The sequence below is a fragment of the Aeromonas sp. QDB62 genome (assembly GCF_027705695.1).
Lineage (GTDB): Bacteria > Pseudomonadota > Gammaproteobacteria > Enterobacterales > Aeromonadaceae > Aeromonas > Aeromonas allosaccharophila.
Map to the genome: position 1 here is coordinate 19,121 of NZ_JAPDCD010000015.1, position 20,392 is coordinate 39,512.

Here is a 20,392-nt window from a genome sequence, read left to right on the forward strand (position 1 = left end):
CAAGCTTACTCTTCGGGACAGGGCGCCATCGTCACCCGGCGGCGACCTACCACCACCGGACGCACCAGCAGCTGTGCCAGCAAGACACCCAGCAGAGTCAGACCGCCCCCGATCAGGTGATAGCTGGTCAGCCGCTCGCCCAGCAGGGTGATGGCAAGGCCAGCCGTCATCACCGGCAACAGGTTCATAAAGATGGCGGTACGGTTGGCGCCGAGCAGGGTGATCCCCTGCATCCAGAGCCAGGGACAGAGTGCCGACGCGGGGATCCCCGCATAAAAGATCAGCCAGAGCGCCCGCCCCTCGGGCAGCTGACCATCCACCAGCAGAAAAAAGGGGGTCAGGATCACCACGCTGCAGAGCACCTGACCGTAGAGCAGCGACCAGTTGTCGAGCCCCAGATCCCACTTCTTGAGCAGCACGCTGTAGAGGGCATAAGTGCCCGCCGAGAGCAGCATGTAGACCGAGCCGATATGAATACCCTGGGTAAACAGCCGGGTCGGATCCCCCTGCCCCAGCAAGATAGACAAGCCAAAGATGGAGAGCAGCGCCCCCAGCACGGCACCCCAGGTGGGCCGCTCGCGCAGCAGCCAGATGCTGAGCAACACCGTCAACAGTGGCGTCAGCCCCATCATCAACCCCATCTCGGTGGCCCCCATGGTTTGCGCCGCGTAGTAACCAAAAGTCTGGTTGAGCACCATGCCCAGCAGCGCCAGCATGGCGATCTGCCAAAGACCAGCACGAAGACGAGCGCGTACACGCCATACCCGACGGACCAGAAACGGGCTTAATACCAACGCTGCCACCACCCAACGTGACCAGGCCAAGGCCGCGGGGGACAACACGCCGACCGCCAGTTTGCTGACGATGCCATTGCCAGCCCAGATGGCAATGCAGGAGAAGGGAAACAGAAAGGCAAGGGGCATGAGACGATCCAGACCGAAGAGACAACAGCGAGCCAGTATAGGGGGCGACGGGAGATAAACAAAGGTGCGGAGCTGGCCGTGCATCGCGCGAAAGCCCGTGGCCAGAAACAAATATGCCCGCAAAAGTGCGGGCATATCAGTGCAGAAACACGTTCAGAAGCGCATCACGCGGCATCCATGTGCAGTCTGGAGATCAGCTCGTTGACCTCGGTGACTGTCTGGCGGTGGGGAATATCCGCCGGATTCGGCATCAGCAACAAACCGGATTGGAAATCAAACCGCCCCCGACCATGGATGTAAATCCGACCTTTAAAGAAGGTTTTGACATGCTTTGCCACCATCAGTGGCAGGTACTTCTTGAACACTCTCATCGTTTGCAACCTCTTGCAGTTGTATCCGTATGACAGCAGCTTCTGCGAATTAATTCCGTAAAATATTTATAAAAATCCGGAAAACTCGCCCATCTCTTCCCAAAAAATTCAATCTATAACTTTTTATTAACTTTTAGCCTATTGTATGCGGCCCTTCGAGCCAGAGCAAGGCTCCTTTGCCATGGTGCCACTCGATACAGGCGATGCCTGAGGTGGCGAACATGGGTGCTCCTGCGGCCGGGCAGAGGCTTTGCACCAGATAACCCACCAGCGGCAGATGGCTGACCATCAGGATCTGGTCATGTTGCTCAGCCAGAGTGGTGAGGTAGCTGGCCACGAAAGCGGGATCACCATAAGGGGTAATGTCGCCACTCTCTTCAACGGCTGCTGCGTCAGGTAATTCACTGCATATGGCTTGCCAGGTCTGGCGTGCCCGCAGATAGTTGCTGTGGATCACCCGATCCAGCGGGCCAATCAGCTGAGGCGCCAGCCAGCGGGCCATCTGGATAGACTCTTCAATACCCTGCTCGGTCAATGGACGCTGTTCATCTGTTTTCGCATTCATGCCAGCCTGGCCATGACGCATGATATAGATCTTCATTACAACCTCGCCCAACGGGCCTGTTTTGATAGCCGGGGGATCTTACCCCGCTACGGGTGTGGAAACAATTGCGCTACCTCTCAGAAAAGGGTTTGCCTGACGGGATAGCGGGGTCGATAATCATGTTTAAATTCAAATAAATCCAACGTGAGTCACACGCCAATGAGCCCATATGCCAGTCCCAATGACCATCGGCAATACCATTTTCTGGAGCTGGCCAACCGGCTCAGGGTCTTGTTGATTTGTGATCCCGAAACCGACAAATCCGCCGCTTCTCTGGCGGTCAATACCGGCCATTTTGACGATCCTGCCGACCGCCAGGGGATGGCCCATTTTCTGGAACACATGCTGTTTCTCGGCACCGCCACTTACCCCAAGCCAGGTGAATACCAGCAATTTATGAGCCGTCATGGCGGCAGCAACAATGCCTGGACCGGTACGGAATTCACCAACTTCTTCTTCGAGATCGACAACGGCTTCTTCGAAGCGGGGCTGGATCGCTTCGCCCAGTTCTTTATCTGCCCCACGTTTGATCCGGAGTGGGTGGACAAGGAGCGCAACGCAGTCGACTCCGAGTATCGCCTCAAGCTGCAAGACGACATGCGCCGCAGTTATCAGGTGCATAAAGAGACGGTCAACCCGGCGCACCCCTTCTCCAAATTCTCGGTAGGCAACCTCGATACCCTGGCCGATCTGCCGGGGCGGGATCTGCGCTCCGACCTTATCCGGTTTTACGAAAGCCACTACAGCGCGGATCGCATGGCGCTGGTGATGATCTCGCCGGAATCCATCGATACCCAGTTGCAGTGGTGCTGTCGCTATTTTGCTCCCATTTTGAATCGCAATTTGGGAACCCCGACCCTCACCATGCCGCTCTATCGGCTCGATGATCTCGGCGTGCGCATCCACATCAATCCGGTCAAGGAGACTCGCAAGCTGTCGCTCAGCTTCCCCTTGCCCAATGTGGACGAGTTTTACGACAAAAAGCCCCTCACCTTCCTGAGCCATCTGATTGGTTACGAGGGGGATGGCAGCCTGCTCTCCCTGCTCAAGGCGAAAGGCTGGGTCAACCAGCTCTCGGCGGGCGGTGGCATCAGCGGCGCCAACTTCAAGGATTTTGGCGTCAACTTCGGCCTCACTCCCCTGGGCCTTGAACATGTGGACGACATCCTCGCCGCCCTGTTTGGCTATCTGAAACTGATTGGCCGCGAAGGGCTGCAGAGCTGGCGCTATGACGAAAAACGGACCGTGCTCGAATCGGCGTTTCGCTTTCAGGAGCGCGGCCGCCCCCTCGATACGGTGTCGGGGCTGGTGCTCAATCTCTTTAGCTACAAGCCTGAGGATCTGCTCTACGGCGACTACATGATGCGCGAATATGACGAGGTGCTGATCCGCCGCTTCCTCGCCAAGCTCACCCCGCACAATCTGCGCATCACCATCACCGCGCCGGAAGTGGCGACCGAGCGGCTGGCCCGCTGGTATCAGACCCCCTACAGCGTGGCGACCATTACTGAAGCCGAGAAAATTCGCTGGCAGCAGAGCGAACCGGATCCGGCGCTGGCGCTGCCCAAGCCCAACCCCTTTATCAGTAACCGGCTCGATCCGCGCACGCCCGAGCTTGCTGCCGACATGCCTGCATGCCTTATCGATCGCCCGGGTTTTCGCCTCTGGCACCTCCATGAGCACCTGTTCAACGTGCCCAAGGGCAATCTCTATATCTCCATCGACAGCGAACATGCGGTCAAAAATCCGCGCAATATCGCCATGGCGCGCCTCGCCGTGGAGCTCTTGGCCGATCACCTCAACGCCCTCACCTATCCGGCGGAGCTGGCGGGGCTGGGCTACCAGATTTATGCCCATCAGGGGGGCTTTACCATCAACCTGAGCGGTTTTGCCGACAAGCAGCCGCTCTTGCTCGACATGATCCTCGGCAACCGCACACTGGGATATCCGGATCCGGGCCGCTTTAGCGAGATCAAGGAGCAGCTCATTCGCAACTGGGACAACCAGTCCAAGGCGCGCCCCATCTCCCAGCTGTTCAACCAGCTCACCAGCCTGTTGCAACCAAACAACCCGCCGTTCGAGCAGCTGCTGCGCCACCTGCGCACCGTCGAGCTATCCGAGATGCCCGCCTTCGTGGCCCAACTGTTTGGCGAGGTGCATGTCGAGGCGCTGGTGCATGGCGACTGGACTGCCGCCGAAGCGCTGGAGCTGGCCGCCCTGATGGAGCGCCACCTGAGCGATATCAATGGTACCAGCAGCAAGCCGAGCGGCGAGACCCGCCGCCCGCTCATCTCCATTCAGGACAGGGGCACCCTTATTCGCGAGCAGGGTTGCGATCACGAAGACTCGGCACTGCTGGTCTACTACCAGTCCCGCACCACCCGGGCGCGGGATCTCGCCTGCTTTACCCTGGCGAACCACATCATGTCCTCCACCTTCTTCCATGAGCTGCGCACCCGCCAGCAACTGGGGTATGTGGTGGGCGCCGGCAACCTGCCCCTCAATCGCCACCCGGGCCTGATCTTCTATATCCAGTCACCGGTGGCGGGGCCGCAGATCCTGCTCGATGCGGTGGAGGAGTTTATCGACCTCTTCCCGCTCGCCATGCTCGAATTTACCGAGCAGCAGTGGCAGGAGAGCAAGGCGGGGCTGCAAGCCCAGCTGAGCGAGCGGGATGCCAACCTGCGCAGTCGCGGCCAGCGGCTGTGGGTCAGCATCGGCAACAAGGATCTGGGGTTCGATCAACGGGAACGGGTCTGCGATGAGGTGGGCAAATTGAGTCGTGCCGATCTGGTGCGCTTTATCACCCAGCTGCGCTCGCGCACCTCAGATCGACTGATCCTCTGTAGCTATGGCCTGGGGCACGAACATGACGAGCGGATCACCGGCCAGTTTATCGATGATCCACGGGCATTTCGGCTCAATGCCGCCACCTTCGAGGCCTGATCAGGCCTCGCTATTCCCCGTTTTTCCTTCCCACGGCAAATCGCAGGCAATAAAAAGCCGACCCATCAGGGTCGGCTGGAAAAACCATAACAATTGCGACCAAAGCCGCCAAAAGTGAACATGAGCGTGAAAATCAGACACTGAGTTGCTGATCAGCAAGCGGGACGGACCCGATACTCGCTTTGCAATGCCAACAGTGATTGAGAAACAGCCTCATATTAGGCACTCCCCCCGACAGTCACGTTGATCTATGTCAAAGGAGGTAGCGAAGAGCGCGCGGCCCGATGATTTGTCGGCGCAAATCACCCTTTGCCCACCCGTTAGCTGCCCGTTAGCCACGGCGAACCAGCCGGTAGGCAACCTCATCGAAGTAGGAGAGCTGACCCGACAACACCCGCGGGTGATCCACCTCGGCGGCGCGCCCCAACACCTCGATGCGAAAATCGCGCTCGAACAGGGCTCGCACCTCCATCTCCCCCACCGAGAAGGGGGGCTGACTCTGCTGCTCAGGCTGATATTCGAGGGTCACCAGCAGGATCTGGCCACCAGTCTCGACCAGCGAACTGATAAGGGCCGCATACTGGCGGCGCATCGCGGTCGGCAGGGCGATCAGCGCCGCGCGGTCATAGACCAGCCGGTAACGGCGACCCAGACTGGGTGCGGCGAAAAAATCCCCCTGAAAAATGCGCAGGCTATCCACTTGATGGCACTGATAAGGGCCCACTTCGCTGACGGTCGCGGCGAGCTGGTTTTCACTGAAGAACTGGCTGACGGCAAGGCTCGATAGCTCGAAACCGTCGATTGGATGGCCCTGACCGCTGAGCCAGAGCATGTCGCGGGACTTGCCGCACAGGGGAACCAGCACCGGCTCGTCCGCTTGCTGGGCCGACCACCAGGATTGCAGCCAGTGGTTGAAGTCCGCCTGATGAAAGCCAATCCGGTTCTCTTCCCAACGCTGATGCCAAAACGCAGCTTCCATCGTTATTACCCTTCTGTACTAAAGATGCATCAATATCACAACTTAACCGGCACCGCGCAACCCTCTGCCCTCCCCTTTTTGCCACGTAGCCTCTGCCTGTTATCAGGTGAATGACGGGACGTCCCCTTGCCGCACACCTCGCAGTCGCAATGGGCACTATCGGGTGTGTTGATGACGGGCAGAGGCGCGCCAATCCATGCGAACGAGTCATGCATTGATAGCCATTAATGAGAGAAGGGAATGACGTTGGCAGGCCAAACAGCGCCTGCCAACGTCAATTAGATCACGACAGCGTGGCACGAGCGGCCGCCAGCTGGCGCTCGATATAAGCAAAATCGGGACGATCGGCGGGGAGTTCCGAGAGGCAGGCCGCTTTGAGCTGATGCAACCCATCGAGCGGTGAGCCTTGCGTATCGCAATGGGCCAACAGCTCTTCCAGCAGGCAGCCAAAGGCACGCACTTCCAGTCGCTCAAGGCCCACGGCCCGCTCGCGGTTGCTGCGCTCATACAAAGAGGCGGCACCGAAATCCCCCAGCAGGGCGCGAGCCGGGGTATCAGGCCCGCGGGCAAACAGAATATTGTGGCCGTAAAGATCCCCATGCATGATGCCCGCGCGGTGCAGATGGCCCGCCACCGAGGCAATGCCGTGGGCCATTGCCAGCGCATCCGGCACACTCAGGCGCAGCCCCTCTGGATAGATATCGCGGGTGCAGGAGGCCAGGCTCGGCGGCCCGGCCAGATTGGCAAAGGCCGGATCGATCAGCTCCATCACCAGCGCCGGAATGCCGGAGGGGTGATCCGCCACCTTGCCCACCACCTTGATAAGGTTGGGATGGCTGCCCGCCGCCAGCGATGCCGCCATCTCGCAGCGGGGCAGCCCGTCGCTGGTCACCGCCCCCTTGAACAGCTTGACCGCCACCTGACTGGCATCAGCTCTGTCGCTCGCTTGAGTCACTGCATCAGCAGGATTACCCACAAGGGTGGCGCGATGGATAACGCCAGATGCTCCCTGCCCCAGCAGTTCGCCGAGCGCCAGCGTCTCCCAGGCAAGGGGAGCGACATGGGCATCATCGATGGCCCGCGCCTCCGTCCCTTCGCTAAAGGGGTTGCCGGAGTAGGCGAGCCATGAAAGGCGCGGCAGCGAGAGCAGCCACTCGGGGAAGCGTTCGATACGGTTGGCGGCGATGCGCAGCAGCTCCAGATTGCGGCAGTTGGCAAGACTTGCCGGCAACTCGCGCAGGCGGTTGCCCGCCAGCATCAACTTTTGCAGGGCGTCGCACTGGCCCAGCTCATCCGGCAACTGCTGCACCGCATTGTCGGTCAGGATCAGCCAGCGCAAACCGGCGGGCAGCGCCTTGGCCGAGACGGTGGCAATCCGGTTGGCCTTAAAGCCCACCATGGTGAGCGCCGGGCAGCGCCCCAACACCTCGGGCAGCTCGGTAAAGCGGTTCTCGGAGCAGAAGATGATGCGCAGTTTGCCAAACCCGGCCAGCTCGTCAGGGAGCGCGCTTAGCTGGTTGCCGGTCAAATCCAGCACCTCCAACGTCTCTTTCAGGCTCAAAATCTCGTGGGGGAAAACCGCGAGATTTTCAGAGAGCTTCAAATGGCGGGCACCGCACAGTTCACCCGCACGCAGCTGTTCCAGAGTATGCATAACCGTTTCTCAATCCTGATGATCTGCCTGATGGCGTAGCCCGCCATCAGCTCGCGCCGAACCTGCGTCCGGTGGTTTTAAAGGGGGGGCATTATAAAGAATTCGGGGCGCAGATCGCCCCTTTTGTTGCCTTGGCAAGGCATGGCGCTTAGCCACACCACCCCAGCGAATGGACGAAACAGGTAGGGTGCAAATTCATTGCACCCTACGGTACTGTAACGAGTAATCAATCATGACGTAGAACATTCAGCCGCCAGTTCATCAAGCACTGCGAATACTCCATCAAGATCATCACGATAGAAGGCTGTATAATTTGATGTAAAAACACATCTCTCGCTAGTATTTAACTTAAGTCCTCGGATCAGCTCGCGATTTTTAACCCAATAATTCCCCATCGCTATTGGATCCAAACCACCTGAAATTGTTTCTCTGGTTGCAATATAGCCATCGTCATCCCTACCCAAGAAAAAAGTACTGCTTAGGTGTGACAAACAGTGATCAAGGAATAAGAATATATTTCTTTCATCGTTATCAGGATTGAAGCATATATCAAATACGTAGTTGTTCACTAACCGAGCTATTCCACCATTATCCCCACTCCCGCTCTCATCATAATACCCACAACCTACGCCTGAACCATCAGGAGGATTTGAGTTACTAAGTTGATATATAACGAATATTTTTACGATATTACGTGTAATAGCAACTCTTCGAGCGAGTGAGTTCTCTTCTGCTAATGTTGGGTCTTGTAATGCCTCTTCTATAAATTTATAGTAAGCCGAACCAAGATAAACATCCACTGGCACATCATTGACTTCTGAAAAGAAGTTTTTCTGTTGATCGATATAAGTCTGCTTGAAGAGAAAGAAGACCTCCTGTGATAATTTTCTCATTTCCATCAAAGCAAGATCTCTTACAACCCCTGATGTAGGTGCATTATTATCCTGATGAACAATAAGTGCTTTTTGCAAATTATATAATTGGCCACCACGATCAGATGAGCACTCTAGCCTAAATATCATAAGGTCATACCAACCAAGAGCACCACGTTCAGAACTTATAAGCTTCCGCAGTATGCCATTACCTTGATAGCTATTTTCCCCAAATAATCGCCACGCAATCTCTATGACATTTTCAGAAGTATTTGATAGCCGCCGTCCAGACCCACTGCCCCAACCGACACTATCTAGCAATCGCAATAAAGAGTAAATTGAACGCTGACGCAAGCCCTGATCATTATTATTGAACATTGAGTAATGTGGTATGTACGCAATAAGCGTACTTATCGCATCTGCTGCCTGCGTGTTTGTGAGTTCATGAGATTGGTTGACTAAAACACGCCAAAATTGATCATGAGAATATTCTCCATTGGTCAACTCAAAATCCGGTAGTGTTAGTATTGACGTAATCAACGAACCATTTTTAACCCGTGCAACTGCTTTTTGGTAAAGAATAAATGTCTGTTGTGGTTCGGGTGTTGCAAACCGAACAATGAGTTTTAGATATGCCTCTAAATTTCTAAAGCCACTACTATTAAAACATGCTCTGGTTCGGCGTTCAGCTTCATCGATATCACTGCTAAAACCAATGTCCACATTACTCACATCAAATAACTGCGATAATAAAAATCGAGCAGACCTTGGCAAGTTCTCTTTCAATTCTGAAAAAGCACTTGAATTTATAAAGCCTTTGTTTTTGGGATCTTGCTGAACTGAAAATGAGCCACTTCTACCTTCAGTCTCTTCTACATAAATACGTCTAAACAAACCAGGATAATTAAGGTGTAACAATATAAGATTGATAAGATCCTTGTTATTGAAATCTGTTCTCCCCAAGTCTGTTTTCTCAATTTGCATTAAGATCATTGCATTAACGAATCGTTTTAACTTTCGTAAATTGCCAACCAAAGGCATATAGTCAGAAGCGAGAACACCATCAAAAATATCTGCAAGCTCATTAAGAATGGTGCCGAGCTTGAACATGGTATCAGAAGGAACGAGGCTAAGCTGTTCATTACTATCTTGCCAATTTCGCCGCAAAAAATTACTGAGACTAGAGCTATCTACGAACAGGCTTAACTTTACCGTTACAAACTTTTCTAAAAACTCGCGAGCTCTTTCACCTTCTTCATTATTCCCAGTAAGCACTTCGGTGTCATAGCAAAGAACATATGTTGCCTGAGACAGCTTGAAAGTTCTCCTCGTTGCAAATAAAACACTGTTTATTGTTTTCGCGTCCAGACGGTCTAGATCATCAATTACAATAATTACACGCCGATGGATACGGCGCAAAACCTCATCAATACCATCGAGAAGTTCATCGATCGTTTCCTGAGAAGGCTCTAGCGAAAGCTTGAACCCCAAGAATGAAACGTCTGCTTTTCCTTTGATGAGACGGGAATATCTCGAAGCGGCGGGCCTAAATTCTGGCGCAAATACCTTGTCTTGAATCACCGCAGATAAATCGCGAATTAGGCGATCAGCAAGGTCAGGTTCGGATGCATAACGTATCGGTTCGAATCGACAAACAAGAACTTTGTCAGCAGCATCTTCCCAATAACGCTCAACCAGATTAATAAAACTTGTTTTACCTACACCCCATGGACCATCAACCCCAAAGATCAACCCAGGATGAGAGTCAGATGCAAGCACAGTCTCAGCAAACGACTTAGCCTGAAGTTCGTTTGTCAGAAGATCGTCCATTTTATCATCAATTTCTTCATCTGCTATGAAATAGAGCTGTGAAGTCTGTTTTTTAGAACGTGTTCTACTTTGCAAAATTGGTGATAGAAACATAACACAGAAAAAAATGAGAATAGCAGGCGCCCAATGTGGATCAGCAGATTTAAACGCTGCATGTAGCTTTGCAAGCCAAGGTGAGGCTAATTTGCTTGACCAAGCGCCAATAACTACACCTGCAAGTAAATCAATACGATAACTACGAACTATACGCATAACTGCCAAGTGAGCATTTCGCTTGACAGCGTAAAGCAGACAAATACCTAAACCAGTTATTATTCCAATTGCCTTTAGGTATAGAGAAACGTCAACAACTTGCAGTGCAAAGCTAGTTCCCAAGAGGAAAAAGAGACGTGCGACTTCAGCTCCAACAAAGCCAATAAAGAGCATCCTCGCGAAAACCAATAACTCGGGCATCTTCATCGCTGAAGGTTTACTCGCCATCGACTTCTCCTTTCTATATGACTTGCAGTTTTAGGAAAGACACTTTAACACACGAACAATTGGAAAAAGAAAAGACACCCTAAGGCGTCTTTCTTTTATCTGGAGTCTGGAGCCAACCGGTTAGGAGATCTCCCCCTCCCCACCTTGCCCTGCAACCCAATCAAATCGGGGTAATGGAGGTGATATGGGCATCCCCGTCCAGTGATTTGAAGATCTGCACCACGGCTTCGCCATGGATCGGTTTGGCAAGCGGCACTGTGCTCTTGCACTTGAAGCGGTAGTTGGTGCCAGCCACCACTTGAGTGGAGACTTCAAAGGGTACGTACTGCACCCCGACAAAACCTTTCAGCGCCCGGTCAAATACCGCCTGATCCTCGGCGGTCAGCTTGTGATATGGGTCTATCCACCCACCAACACGGCTTGTTCTGACATATCAAACTCTCCGTGCTCTATGACCCCGACTCGTTTGGCCGATCGGGCTGCGCCCCGTTGATTCAAGTGGTTTCCGGTCTCCACCGGGGTGTCATCACTGCCGGTTGGCGCGATGACGATGGGCCCGTTTACGCGGCTGTCAACGCGTTGATCTGCCCTCCCCCCAACCACGAGCCGCTGTTAACAGCAGGCTCAATTGGCATGAGAGAGCCTGGTGCGGGATCGCAAAAATGCCCCTGTCACATATGACCGGGGCAAGGTGGCGAAAAAGCGGATCGAAAAAAGAAGATGTGTAGCGCAAACGATTGAAAAAAGAAAAGACGCCTCAAGGGCGTCTTTTTGCATTTTTATGCTCGAAGGGTAGAAGGGCGCGAGCCGCTTATTCCCATTCGATGGTTGCGGGCGGCTTGCCGGAGACGTCGTACACCACGCGGGAGATACCGTTGATCTCGTTGATGATGCGATTCGATACGTGACCGAGGAAGTCGTACGGCAGGTGAGCCCAATGGGCGGTCATAAAGTCGATGGTTTCGACGGCGCGCAGCGCAATCACCCAGTCGTACTTGCGACCATCGCCCATGACGCCAACAGAGCGCACCGGCAGGAACACGGCAAACGCCTGGCTGACCTGGTTGTAGAGGTCGGCTTTGCGCAGCTCTTCGATAAAGACAGCATCGGCCTTGCGCAGCAGATCGCAGTACTCTTTCTTCACTTCGCCAAGCACGCGCACGCCCAGACCCGGGCCCGGGAACGGGTGACGGTAGAGCATGTCGTAGGGCAGACCCAGTTCGAGACCAACGCGGCGCACTTCGTCTTTGAACAGCTCGCGCAGCGGCTCGACCAGACCCATCTTCATTTCGTCCGGCAGGCCGCCGACGTTGTGGTGAGATTTGATGACATGGGCTTTGCCGGTCTTGCTGGCAGCGGATTCGATGACATCCGGATAGATGGTGCCCTGGGCCAGCCAGCGAGCATTTTTCAGCTTCTTGGCTTCGTCGTCGAACACTTCGACGAAGACGCGGCCGATGATCTTGCGCTTGGCTTCCGGCTCGTCTTCACCCGCCAGGGCTGAGAGGAAGCGCTCTTCCGCTTCAACCTTGATGATGTTCAGACCAAAGTGGTCACCAAACATCTCCATCACCTGCTCGCCTTCGTTCAGACGCAGCAGACCGTTGTCAACGAAGACGCAGGTCAAGCGATCGCCGATGGCGCGGTGCACCAGCATGGCGACCACGGAGGAGTCGACACCACCGGAGAGGCCGAGGATCACTTCGTCGTCACCTACCTGCTCGCGGATGCGGGCTACGGCGTCGTCGATGATGGTGGCCGGAGTCCACAGGCATTCGCAGCCACAGATGTCCTTGACGAAGTGCTCCAGCATGCGAGCACCCTGACGGGTGTGGGTCACTTCCGGGTGGAACTGCACGCCGTAGAAGCGCTTGGCTTCGTTGGCCATGGCCGCGTGGGGGCAGGTCGGGGTGCTGGCGATGGTGGTGAAGTCAGCCGGGATGGAGGTGACCTTGTCACCGTGGCTCATCCAGACATCCAGCAGGGCATTGCCGTTGTCGGCGATGGCATCTTCGATGTTGCGCAAGAGGGCGCTGGTCTTGCCGGAGTCGCCCAGCACTTCGACCTTGGCGTAACCGAATTCACGCTCGGTGGAGGATTGCACTTTGCCACCCAGCTGCTCGGCCATGGTCTGCATGCCGTAGCAGATGCCAAACACCGGCACACCGGCGTTGAACACGTACTCGGGAGCGCGCGGGCTGCCCGCTTCGGTGACGGACTCCGGACCGCCGGAGAGGATGATGCCGTTGGGGTTGAATTCGCGGATCTGCTCTTCGGTCACATCCCAGGCCCACAGTTCGCAGTAAACACCGATCTCGCGCACACGGCGGGCAATCAGCTGGGTGTACTGGGAACCGAAGTCGAGGATAAGGATACGGTGCTGGTGAATGTCTTTAGTCATTTTATTCCTGCATCAGGCTGATGTTTTAACAAAAAGCATGGGGATAAAAACGGTGTCAAAACGGGGCCGTAGCCCCGTCTTGTATCAGCCCATCCGATAGTTGGGGGCTTCTTTGGTAATGGTCACATCGTGGACGTGGGACTCTTTCATCCCGGCGCCGGAGATGCGCACGAACTCTGCCTTGGTGCGCATGTCGTCGATGGTGGCGCTGCCGGTCAACCCCATGGAGGAGCGCAGGCCGCCCATCTGCTGGTGGATGATCTCTTTGAGGCGGCCCTTGTACGGCACGCGACCTTCGATGCCTTCCGGCACCAGCTTGTCAGCGGCGTTGTCGGTCTGGAAGTAGCGGTCGCTGGAACCTTTGGACATGGCGCCCAGGGAACCCATACCACGGTAGGATTTGAAGGAGCGACCCTGATAGAGCTCGATCTCGCCCGGCGCTTCTTCAGTACCGGCGAACATGGAGCCGACCATGACGCAGCTGGCGCCCGCGGCGATGGCCTTGGCGATGTCGCCGGAGAAGCGGATACCGCCATCGGCAATCACCGGAATACCGGTGCCTTCCAGCGCATCAACGGCGTCGGAGATGGCAGTGATCTGGGGGACACCGACACCGGTGACGATACGGGTAGTACAGATGGAGCCCGGGCCGATACCGACCTTGACTGCGTTGACACCGGCAGCAGCCAGCGCCTTGGCGCCGGCACCGGTCGCCACGTTGCCACCGATGATCTGCAGATCCGGATAGGCGTCGCGAGTGGCCTTGATGCGATCCAGCACGCCCTGGGAGTGGCCGTGGGAGGAGTCGATCAGCAGCACGTCAACACCGGCTTCCACCAGCGCAGCAACGCGCTCTTCGTTACCGGCACCGGCACCGACCGCGGCACCGACGCGCAGACGACCCTTGTCATCTTTACAGGCGTGCGGCTTGCGCTCGGCTTTCTGGAAATCTTTAACGGTGATCATGCCCTTGAGTTTGAAGTCGGCGTTCACCACCAGCACTTTTTCGATACGGTGCTTTTGCATCAGGGCAACCACCTCTTCGCGAGGGGCCCCTTCACGCACGGTGACCAGACGATCTTTCTGGGTCATGATCTGTTCAACGGTCTGGGAGAGGTCAATCACGAAGCGCACGTCACGGCCGGTGATGATACCGACCAGCTTGTTGCCATCAGTCACCACAGGGTAACCGGCGAAGCCATTCTTGTGGCTCAGCTCCTTGATTTGGGCAATGGTCATGTCAGGGCGTACGGTGACGGGGTCAGTGACCACGCCGCTTTCGTACTTCTTGACCTTGCGCACTTCGGCAGCCTGCTGCTCGATGGACATGTTCTTGTGGATAAAGCCGATACCGCCTTCCTGGGCCAGAGCGATAGCCAAACGGGCATCAGTCACTGTGTCCATGGCAGCGGAGATCATGGGGATGTTCAGGCTGATGGTGGAGGTCAGCTTGGTACGCAGATCGGCAGTATTGGGAAGAACTTCGGAGTGGGCGGGAACCAACAGTACATCGTCGAAGGTTAACGCTTCTTTGGCAATCCTGAGCATGGCAATATCTCACCGTTGAGGAAGTGGGGGTGTAAAATATTGCCGACGAAGTTTACTCACCGATTGGTCACTGGTAAAGAAGTTTTTTGAATTTTTTATGGCGTAGCCCTCTTTTAGGCGGCCAAGAGGCTAAAAAACCAAGACTTTCTCTTCAAAAATGGCCGTTTTGTGGCAAAAGAGTTGAGCGAATGGAGTTTTATGCAAAATGCCCCTGATGAATTTCCCCCGGCGGCAGATTGGCAACCCCCTGCCCTCTTCCCCATCCTGCAGCAAAACAGACCCAGATAACCCAGCATTCCATTGCATCGCAATGCACTCGTTAACACGCGAGGCAAGTCGCCATGTTGGCAGTTGTTGCGCTGGCGCAACAAATCAAACAATTCCTGTCACACACACGCAAAAGTTGTGGCAGCCGGAAGAGGTGGTCTCGTAAGATACCCTGCAGCGCCATGATGTGACCATGCTCGTATTGGCCCACCCGGGCCACCAACAAGAGAGGTCAAGCACCGGAAAACGGGGCAACAGCGAATATATTCTGCGGTGAAACAAAACCCGGCAGAATAACGAGTTTGCCACCCTAACATGCTTATTTCAGTGCATGGAAAACAATCCACACATATCAATCAACCATCGCGGGAATATATATGAGATTTCAAGGAAAGATTTCTGAGTGGAACGATGACAAGGGATATGGATTCGTCGAACCTAATGGCGGAGGTGAACGCACATTTATTCATATCAAGTCATTCAAATCGAGAGCACGAAGACCCGCCAATGGCGATCTGGTTATTTATGAAGTAGAGAAAGATAGTCGGCAACGCAGCAATGCAGTCAATGTCTCGTTTCCCCATGAACGATCACAGCAAAGAAAGAGAGGGGGCAGTAACGTCAGTCTGATATGGCCACTACTGTTTATATCAAGCATATTTGCACTCACCCTGTTTCAGCGTATTCCGGCTCTCATCCTCATCGTCTATATATCCCTGAGCATTATTACGTTTATTGCCTATGCCATTGACAAACATGCCGCCCAAAATAACCACTGGCGTACTCAAGAGAGCACCCTGCATCTGCTGGCCCTGCTCGGTGGTTGGCCTGGCGCCCTCTCTGCCCAACAGCTGCTCAGGCATAAATCAGCCAAAGTGGAATTTCGCCAGGTGTTCTGGGTAACGGTTTTCATGAATCTGCTTCTGCTGTGCGGGTTAACCATGAGCGATCCGGGTCGTGCCATGCTTGGCACTGTCACCACAGAGATCCTCCATCTGATCGCCCCCTGGGCTTGAGTCCGTGTTCGGCATAACTTATCGCCATCAGATTTTGCCCTTGCATCAATTTAACCGGTGGCCTGATTGATACCCGCATCAAACGCCACCGGTTTGCGCCCTTCAACGCGACAGCGCAGAGTCACTCTCTGACAAGCTAGCCAAACAAGATGTCCGGGCTCGGCTCCTGCCGCGCGCTGGGGTAAGATAGCGGCCATCGTTTTATTCCGGCCCGCCGGAGCAGACCACAGGTACGCCCTTGAACCGATTTACCCCATCTAGTGCGGCGAGTGGCCGCGAGCAGCAGGTCTTTACCGTCACCCGCCTCAACAGCGCCGTGCGCATGATCCTGGAGCAGGATCTGGGGCTGGTGTGGCTGACCGGCGAGCTCTCCAACTTGGCGATGCCTAGCTCCGGCCACTGGTACTTTTCGCTCAAAGATCTGGGGGCGCAGGTGCGCTGCGCCATGTTCAAGGGCAACAACCGGCGGGTGACGTTTCGCCCGCAGGATGGCATGCAAGTGCTGGTGCAGGCGCGAGTTTCCCTCTATGAGCCGCGCGGCGACTACCAGCTGATCATCGAGTCGATGCAACCCGCTGGCGACGGCGTGCTGGCGCTGCGTTTTGAAGAGCTCAAGCGCCGCCTCGGGGCCGAAGGGCTGTTTGACGAGAGCCGCAAGCGGCCGCTGCCCCGCGAACCGCGCGCGGTGGGCCTCATCACCTCCGCCACTGGCGCGGCTTTGCACGATATGCTGACGGTGCTTAAACGCCGCGCCCCGGATCTGCCGGTCTTTATCTACCCGACCCAGGTGCAGGGGAGCGCCGCCATCAGCCAGATCGTCGCGGCGATCGCCAAAGCGAACCAGCGCGCCGAGGTGGATGTGCTGATCGTCGGCCGCGGTGGCGGATCGCTCGAAGATCTCTGGTGCTTTAACGAAGAGGCGGTAGCGCGCGCCATTGCCCACTCCGCCATTCCGGTTATCAGCGCGGTGGGCCACGAGGTGGATGTCACCATCAGCGACTTTGCCGCCGACTTGCGCGCCCCAACCCCGTCGGCGGCCGCCGAACTGGTGGCGCCGGACAATCAGGCCCGCATCCAGCGCCTCGCCCATCTCAAGCAGCGACTGCTGCAGGCGATGAACCGCCAGCAGACCGCCGCCCGCCACGATTTCATCCTGCTGCAAAAGCGGCTCGACCATCAGGATCCGAAGCGGCGGCTGGAGCAGCAGTCCCAGCGCCTCGACGAACTTTCTGCCCGTTTGCAGCAGCTGCTTCGCCAGCGGCTGCATCAGGGAGAGCGGCGCCTCGCCAATCTTGAGCTGCGCCTGCAGGGCAAGAGCCCGGAGCGCTTGCTGGCCGCCGGCAAGCGCCGCCACCAGCTGGCCGAGGAGCGGCTCCATGCCCTGATTGCCAAACGCCAGGATCTGGCCAGCCACCGCCTCGCCATGCTCACCGCCCGCCTCGACGGAGTGAGCCCGCTTGCTACTCTGGGTCGCGGTTACTCCATCACCCGCACCCCGCGCGGCGAAGTCATCAGCCGCGCCGATCAGGTCAGCAGTGGCGACCAGCTTATCACCACCCTAGCGCAAGGGAGCCTGCAGGTGCGGGTCGAGGGAATTAAGCCGTAACCCGCGCTCTTGAGCCGCGACCCGGCGCTGCGCCTCACTGGCAGCTGGTGCCCCGGTCATACCTGTATAAAAAAATCCCCGCCGGTTGGCGGGGATTTTTATTGGAACGGTATTAACACCTGTCAGCGAGAGCGACCCGCTTAACTGGCCTTGCGCAGGATCTGCTCAAGGTAGTCGGCGAAGTTGTGACCGTTATGCTCCAGCAGTTTCGGGAACATGGATATAGAGGTCATGCCCGGGAAGGTGTTGATCTCGTTGAGCAGGATCTCGCCCTCATCGGTCAGGAAAAAGTCGATGCGCGAGAGGTGGGTCAGTTTCAGCTGACGGAACGCCTTGAGGGCATACTCGTGGATCGCGTCGGCCTGGGCCTGGGTCAGCCCCTCGGCACGCAACGCAGTCTCGGTGTGGCTGGCACTGCTGTACTTCTCTTCATAGGTGTAGAACTTGTCCTGCGGCACGCAGATCTCGCCCGGATAAGTCGCCACCAGCTCGTCACCGTACTGGTAAACCGCCACTTCCAGCTCGCGCGGCTTGACCGCTTTCTCGATCAATACCTGCTCGGAGTAACCGAAGGCATCGGCAATGCCCTTCACCAGATCCGCTTCGTTGCTGGCGGAGTAGCAGCCAACGGAAGAGCCCTGGGAGGCCGCCTTGATAAAGACCTTGCCCCACTTGGCCAGCGCGGCTTTGGCATCGCTCAGCGCCGCGTCGTTTTGCTCGGTCAGGAACAGATAAGGGGTGTTGGGAATGCCGATGGCGGAGAGCCACAGCTTGGTGCTGATCTTGTTGAAGCAGATCTTGCTCGCCTCGGCATCGCAACCGAGATAAGGCAATCCGGCCAGTTCGAGGAAGGATTGCAGATCGCCGGTCTCACCCGGGTAGCCGTGGATGCAGGGCACCACGTAATCCACCGGACGGGCCACGCTGTCAAACGAGAGCAGCTTGTCGAGCCCCAGCTTGCACTCGCGGCCATCGGCACTGAGCCAGCGATCGGCGAACATCTCGACGCGGGTCACTTCGACACCGGGCAGGAGGCCCAGTTGTTGCTCGAGGAAATTGGCGCTGCGCAGAGAAACTTCGTGCTCGGAGCCACCGCCGCCGCACAGCAGCAAGACATGCATGTTCTTCATTAGATGTGATCCCTTGGGAAAAGCGGCCTCGTCATGACCATTTGATAAGCTAACCACCATAAAAACCGGACGAAGCCAGATACGAACATAAGTGCGCGCCAGTGTAGCAAGGGAGATCAACCCTTGTCAGCTGATGGGAGACCCATGACCCCACTTCTTGCAGTGAAAAGTCTCCCCTGTGTCAAAATCGGGACACATTGTCCCTCAGCGCGGGGGATCGACCCTTCCCATCCCGTTGCCATTGACCCGAAACCAGCCGGCGATGCTGTAGCGCTCGCGGTTGGCAGGCAGCACCTCGTGGGGAAAATCTTCGGAGAGAAACAGCACCAGCCGCCCGCCCTTGGGGCTGACATCCATCAGAAACTGCTCGTCGTTGTCATAGAAGCGCAGCAGGCCACCGGCTTCCGGTTGCCAGTCGTTGTTGAGGTAGAAGACCGAGGTGAGGCGGCGGTTGGAGCGACCGGCAAAGGCATCGCGATGGGTAGCGTAAAAATCGCCGCTGCGATAGCGGGCAAAGTGGGCCTCGTAGTCAAACAGCCCCAGCATCAGCATCCGGTTGGCGGCAAGACGCAGGGACTCCATCCGCGCAAGGTAGTCGGCCACCGGCGCCCCGAGGGAGGGCTCCAGCCAGTGGATCTGGTCACGGCGAATGTCGGGATTGCCCTGATGCAGGGCGTCACGGCCGATCCCGGCCGGTTGCCATTCGCCTGGCAAACAGGCTTTGAGGGCATCCACCTCTGCGGCGGTCAAAAAATCATCCACTATCACCCATCCCCGGGTGTAAATGGCATCCATGGCAGCTTGATAGTCCAAGATTGGCTCACAATGAGTGGAGAGAGGGCGCTTTTTAGCGACTTACCGGCCAAGTCACAAACCGGTTTGCTTCTCTTGAGAAGTCCCACCATCAATACGCGATTTGTCGCCCGCTTCCCCGCTTTTTGTCGCCAGTTGTGATCCCGCCCCACCGGACGGCGTATTGGCTGTCGAAACTGTGATGGCCCTTGCAATCAAGGGGAAGAGAGAGTGCGGGTCTCTTGCCGCCAAAAGAGCCAACCGATACCGTACTCCAGTACCATTACGCTATTCATCCGACATCTATCGCCACAACCGACCGAACACCTCACGGACAACCAATAGAAGGATCTGCTTATGCCTCTGCCCGATCTCACTTTGCAACGACTGGATGGCACCCCCTATCCGCTGGCCCAACTGGCGGGCAAGGTGGTGCTGGTAGTCAATGTCGCCAGTCGCTGCGGCTTTACTCCCCAATATGAAGGACTGGAAGCCCTCTATCGGGAACTCGGCCCCAAGGGGCTGGTGATCCTGGGCTTCCCCTGCAACCAGTTTGGCAATCAGGAGCCGGGGGATGCGGACGAAATTGCCCGCTTCTGCTCCCTCGACTATCCGGTCACCTTCCCCATCATGGCCAAGTGCGATGTCAACGGCGAGCATGCCCACCCCTTCTACCAGTGGCTTAAAAAACAGAAGCCGGGTTTTCTGGGGCTGGAAAACGTCAAATGGAACTTCACCAAGTTCCTGATCGACCAGGAGGGTAATGTGGTGGACCGCTTCGCCCCCCAGGCCAAACCGGAGAACCTGGCCGAGCAGATCCGCGAGATGTTCTGAATCGCCCGACGCGTGTTGCGCCACTGCGTTGAACGATTGTGTGGCGGCCGGTGCGACAGCTACTGCGCAGCGGCCGCTATTTTGCTATATTACGGCCCCACTATCTTTTCCATATCGTGGCTGGCCCCAAAGTGCTGGC

Annotated in this window: 15 protein-coding genes; 4 read left to right on the forward strand and 11 right to left on the reverse strand. The window is 56.3% G+C overall.

The annotated features are described in order from the left end of the window. Positions 1 to 5: 5 nt before the first annotated feature. From OKC27_RS09390 to sixA, 3 genes are all read right to left on the reverse strand, one after another. On the reverse strand, positions 6 to 923 hold the full coding sequence (locus OKC27_RS09390) for a DMT family transporter (RefSeq protein ID WP_182937618.1): 918 nt from the start codon (positions 921 to 923) through the stop codon (positions 6 to 8). A gap of 164 nt (positions 924 to 1,087) precedes the next feature. Continuing rightward, a complete protein-coding gene (locus OKC27_RS09395; RefSeq protein WP_005336998.1) occupies positions 1,088 to 1,294 on the reverse strand; it encodes a DUF1107 domain-containing protein in 207 nt (68 codons plus the stop codon). A 133-nt stretch (positions 1,295 to 1,427) separates the two neighbouring features. Beyond that, positions 1,428 to 1,895, reverse strand: coding sequence for a phosphohistidine phosphatase SixA (sixA, locus tag OKC27_RS09400; protein WP_111808517.1), 468 nt, complete (start codon positions 1,893 to 1,895; stop codon positions 1,428 to 1,430). A gap of 162 nt (positions 1,896 to 2,057) precedes the next feature. On the opposite strand from sixA, the gene OKC27_RS09405 reads away from it, so the two are divergent. Beyond that, the gene (locus OKC27_RS09405) at positions 2,058 to 4,844 is read left to right on the forward strand and encodes an insulinase family protein (protein WP_270693894.1); all 2,787 of its coding nucleotides are present in this window, start codon (positions 2,058 to 2,060) and stop codon (positions 4,842 to 4,844) included. A 331-nt stretch (positions 4,845 to 5,175) separates the two neighbouring features. Here OKC27_RS09405 and OKC27_RS09410 read toward each other — a convergent pair whose 3' ends face one another. From OKC27_RS09410 to guaB, 6 genes are all read right to left on the reverse strand, one after another. Then, positions 5,176 to 5,823 carry a thiopurine S-methyltransferase gene (locus tag OKC27_RS09410; protein WP_042062827.1) on the reverse strand — a complete coding sequence of 216 codons (648 nt, stop codon included), beginning with the start codon at positions 5,821 to 5,823 and terminating at the stop codon, positions 5,176 to 5,178. 283 nt (positions 5,824 to 6,106) lie between these two features. Then, positions 6,107 to 7,477, reverse strand: coding sequence for a leucine-rich repeat-containing protein kinase family protein (locus OKC27_RS09415; protein WP_270806187.1), 1,371 nt, complete (start codon positions 7,475 to 7,477; stop codon positions 6,107 to 6,109). Positions 7,478 to 7,707: 230 nt separating this feature from the next. Next, the gene (locus OKC27_RS09420) at positions 7,708 to 10,659 is read right to left on the reverse strand and encodes a KAP family NTPase (protein WP_270694441.1); all 2,952 of its coding nucleotides are present in this window, start codon (positions 10,657 to 10,659) and stop codon (positions 7,708 to 7,710) included. 160 nt (positions 10,660 to 10,819) lie between these two features. Next, positions 10,820 to 10,990 (reverse strand): hypothetical protein, encoded by a 171-nt coding sequence (locus tag OKC27_RS09425; protein WP_234662772.1) that lies wholly within the window; start codon positions 10,988 to 10,990, stop codon positions 10,820 to 10,822. 480 nt (positions 10,991 to 11,470) lie between these two features. Next, a complete protein-coding gene (gene guaA, locus OKC27_RS09430; protein ID WP_139409208.1) occupies positions 11,471 to 13,060 on the reverse strand; it encodes a glutamine-hydrolyzing GMP synthase in 1,590 nt (529 codons plus the stop codon). An 84-nt stretch (positions 13,061 to 13,144) separates the two neighbouring features. Then, positions 13,145 to 14,608, reverse strand: coding sequence for an IMP dehydrogenase (guaB, locus tag OKC27_RS09435; protein ID WP_075112381.1), 1,464 nt, complete (start codon positions 14,606 to 14,608; stop codon positions 13,145 to 13,147). Between the two features lie 644 nt (positions 14,609 to 15,252). On the opposite strand from guaB, the gene OKC27_RS09440 reads away from it, so the two are divergent. Together OKC27_RS09440 and xseA are read left to right on the forward strand one after the other, a co-directional pair. Beyond that, the gene (locus tag OKC27_RS09440; RefSeq protein ID WP_182970900.1) at positions 15,253 to 15,891 is read left to right on the forward strand and encodes a cold shock and DUF1294 domain-containing protein; all 639 of its coding nucleotides are present in this window, start codon (positions 15,253 to 15,255) and stop codon (positions 15,889 to 15,891) included. A 238-nt stretch (positions 15,892 to 16,129) separates the two neighbouring features. After that, positions 16,130 to 17,497, forward strand: a complete 1,368-nt coding sequence (gene xseA / locus OKC27_RS09445; RefSeq protein ID WP_182970899.1) for an exodeoxyribonuclease VII large subunit — start codon at positions 16,130 to 16,132, stop codon at positions 17,495 to 17,497. A gap of 140 nt (positions 17,498 to 17,637) precedes the next feature. On the opposite strand, the gene OKC27_RS09450 is transcribed toward xseA, so the two are convergent. Both OKC27_RS09450 and OKC27_RS09455 read right to left on the reverse strand, forming a co-directional pair. Beyond that, positions 17,638 to 18,627, reverse strand: coding sequence for a D-alanine--D-alanine ligase (locus tag OKC27_RS09450; RefSeq protein ID WP_182970898.1), 990 nt, complete (start codon positions 18,625 to 18,627; stop codon positions 17,638 to 17,640). Positions 18,628 to 18,831: 204 nt separating this feature from the next. Next, positions 18,832 to 19,440 carry a 2OG-Fe(II) oxygenase gene (locus OKC27_RS09455; protein ID WP_270806188.1) on the reverse strand — a complete coding sequence of 203 codons (609 nt, stop codon included), beginning with the start codon at positions 19,438 to 19,440 and terminating at the stop codon, positions 18,832 to 18,834. A 336-nt stretch (positions 19,441 to 19,776) separates the two neighbouring features. On the opposite strand from OKC27_RS09455, the gene OKC27_RS09460 reads away from it, so the two are divergent. Next, the gene (locus OKC27_RS09460; protein WP_182970897.1) at positions 19,777 to 20,253 is read left to right on the forward strand and encodes a glutathione peroxidase; all 477 of its coding nucleotides are present in this window, start codon (positions 19,777 to 19,779) and stop codon (positions 20,251 to 20,253) included. The last annotated feature ends 139 nt before the right edge of the window (positions 20,254 to 20,392 follow it).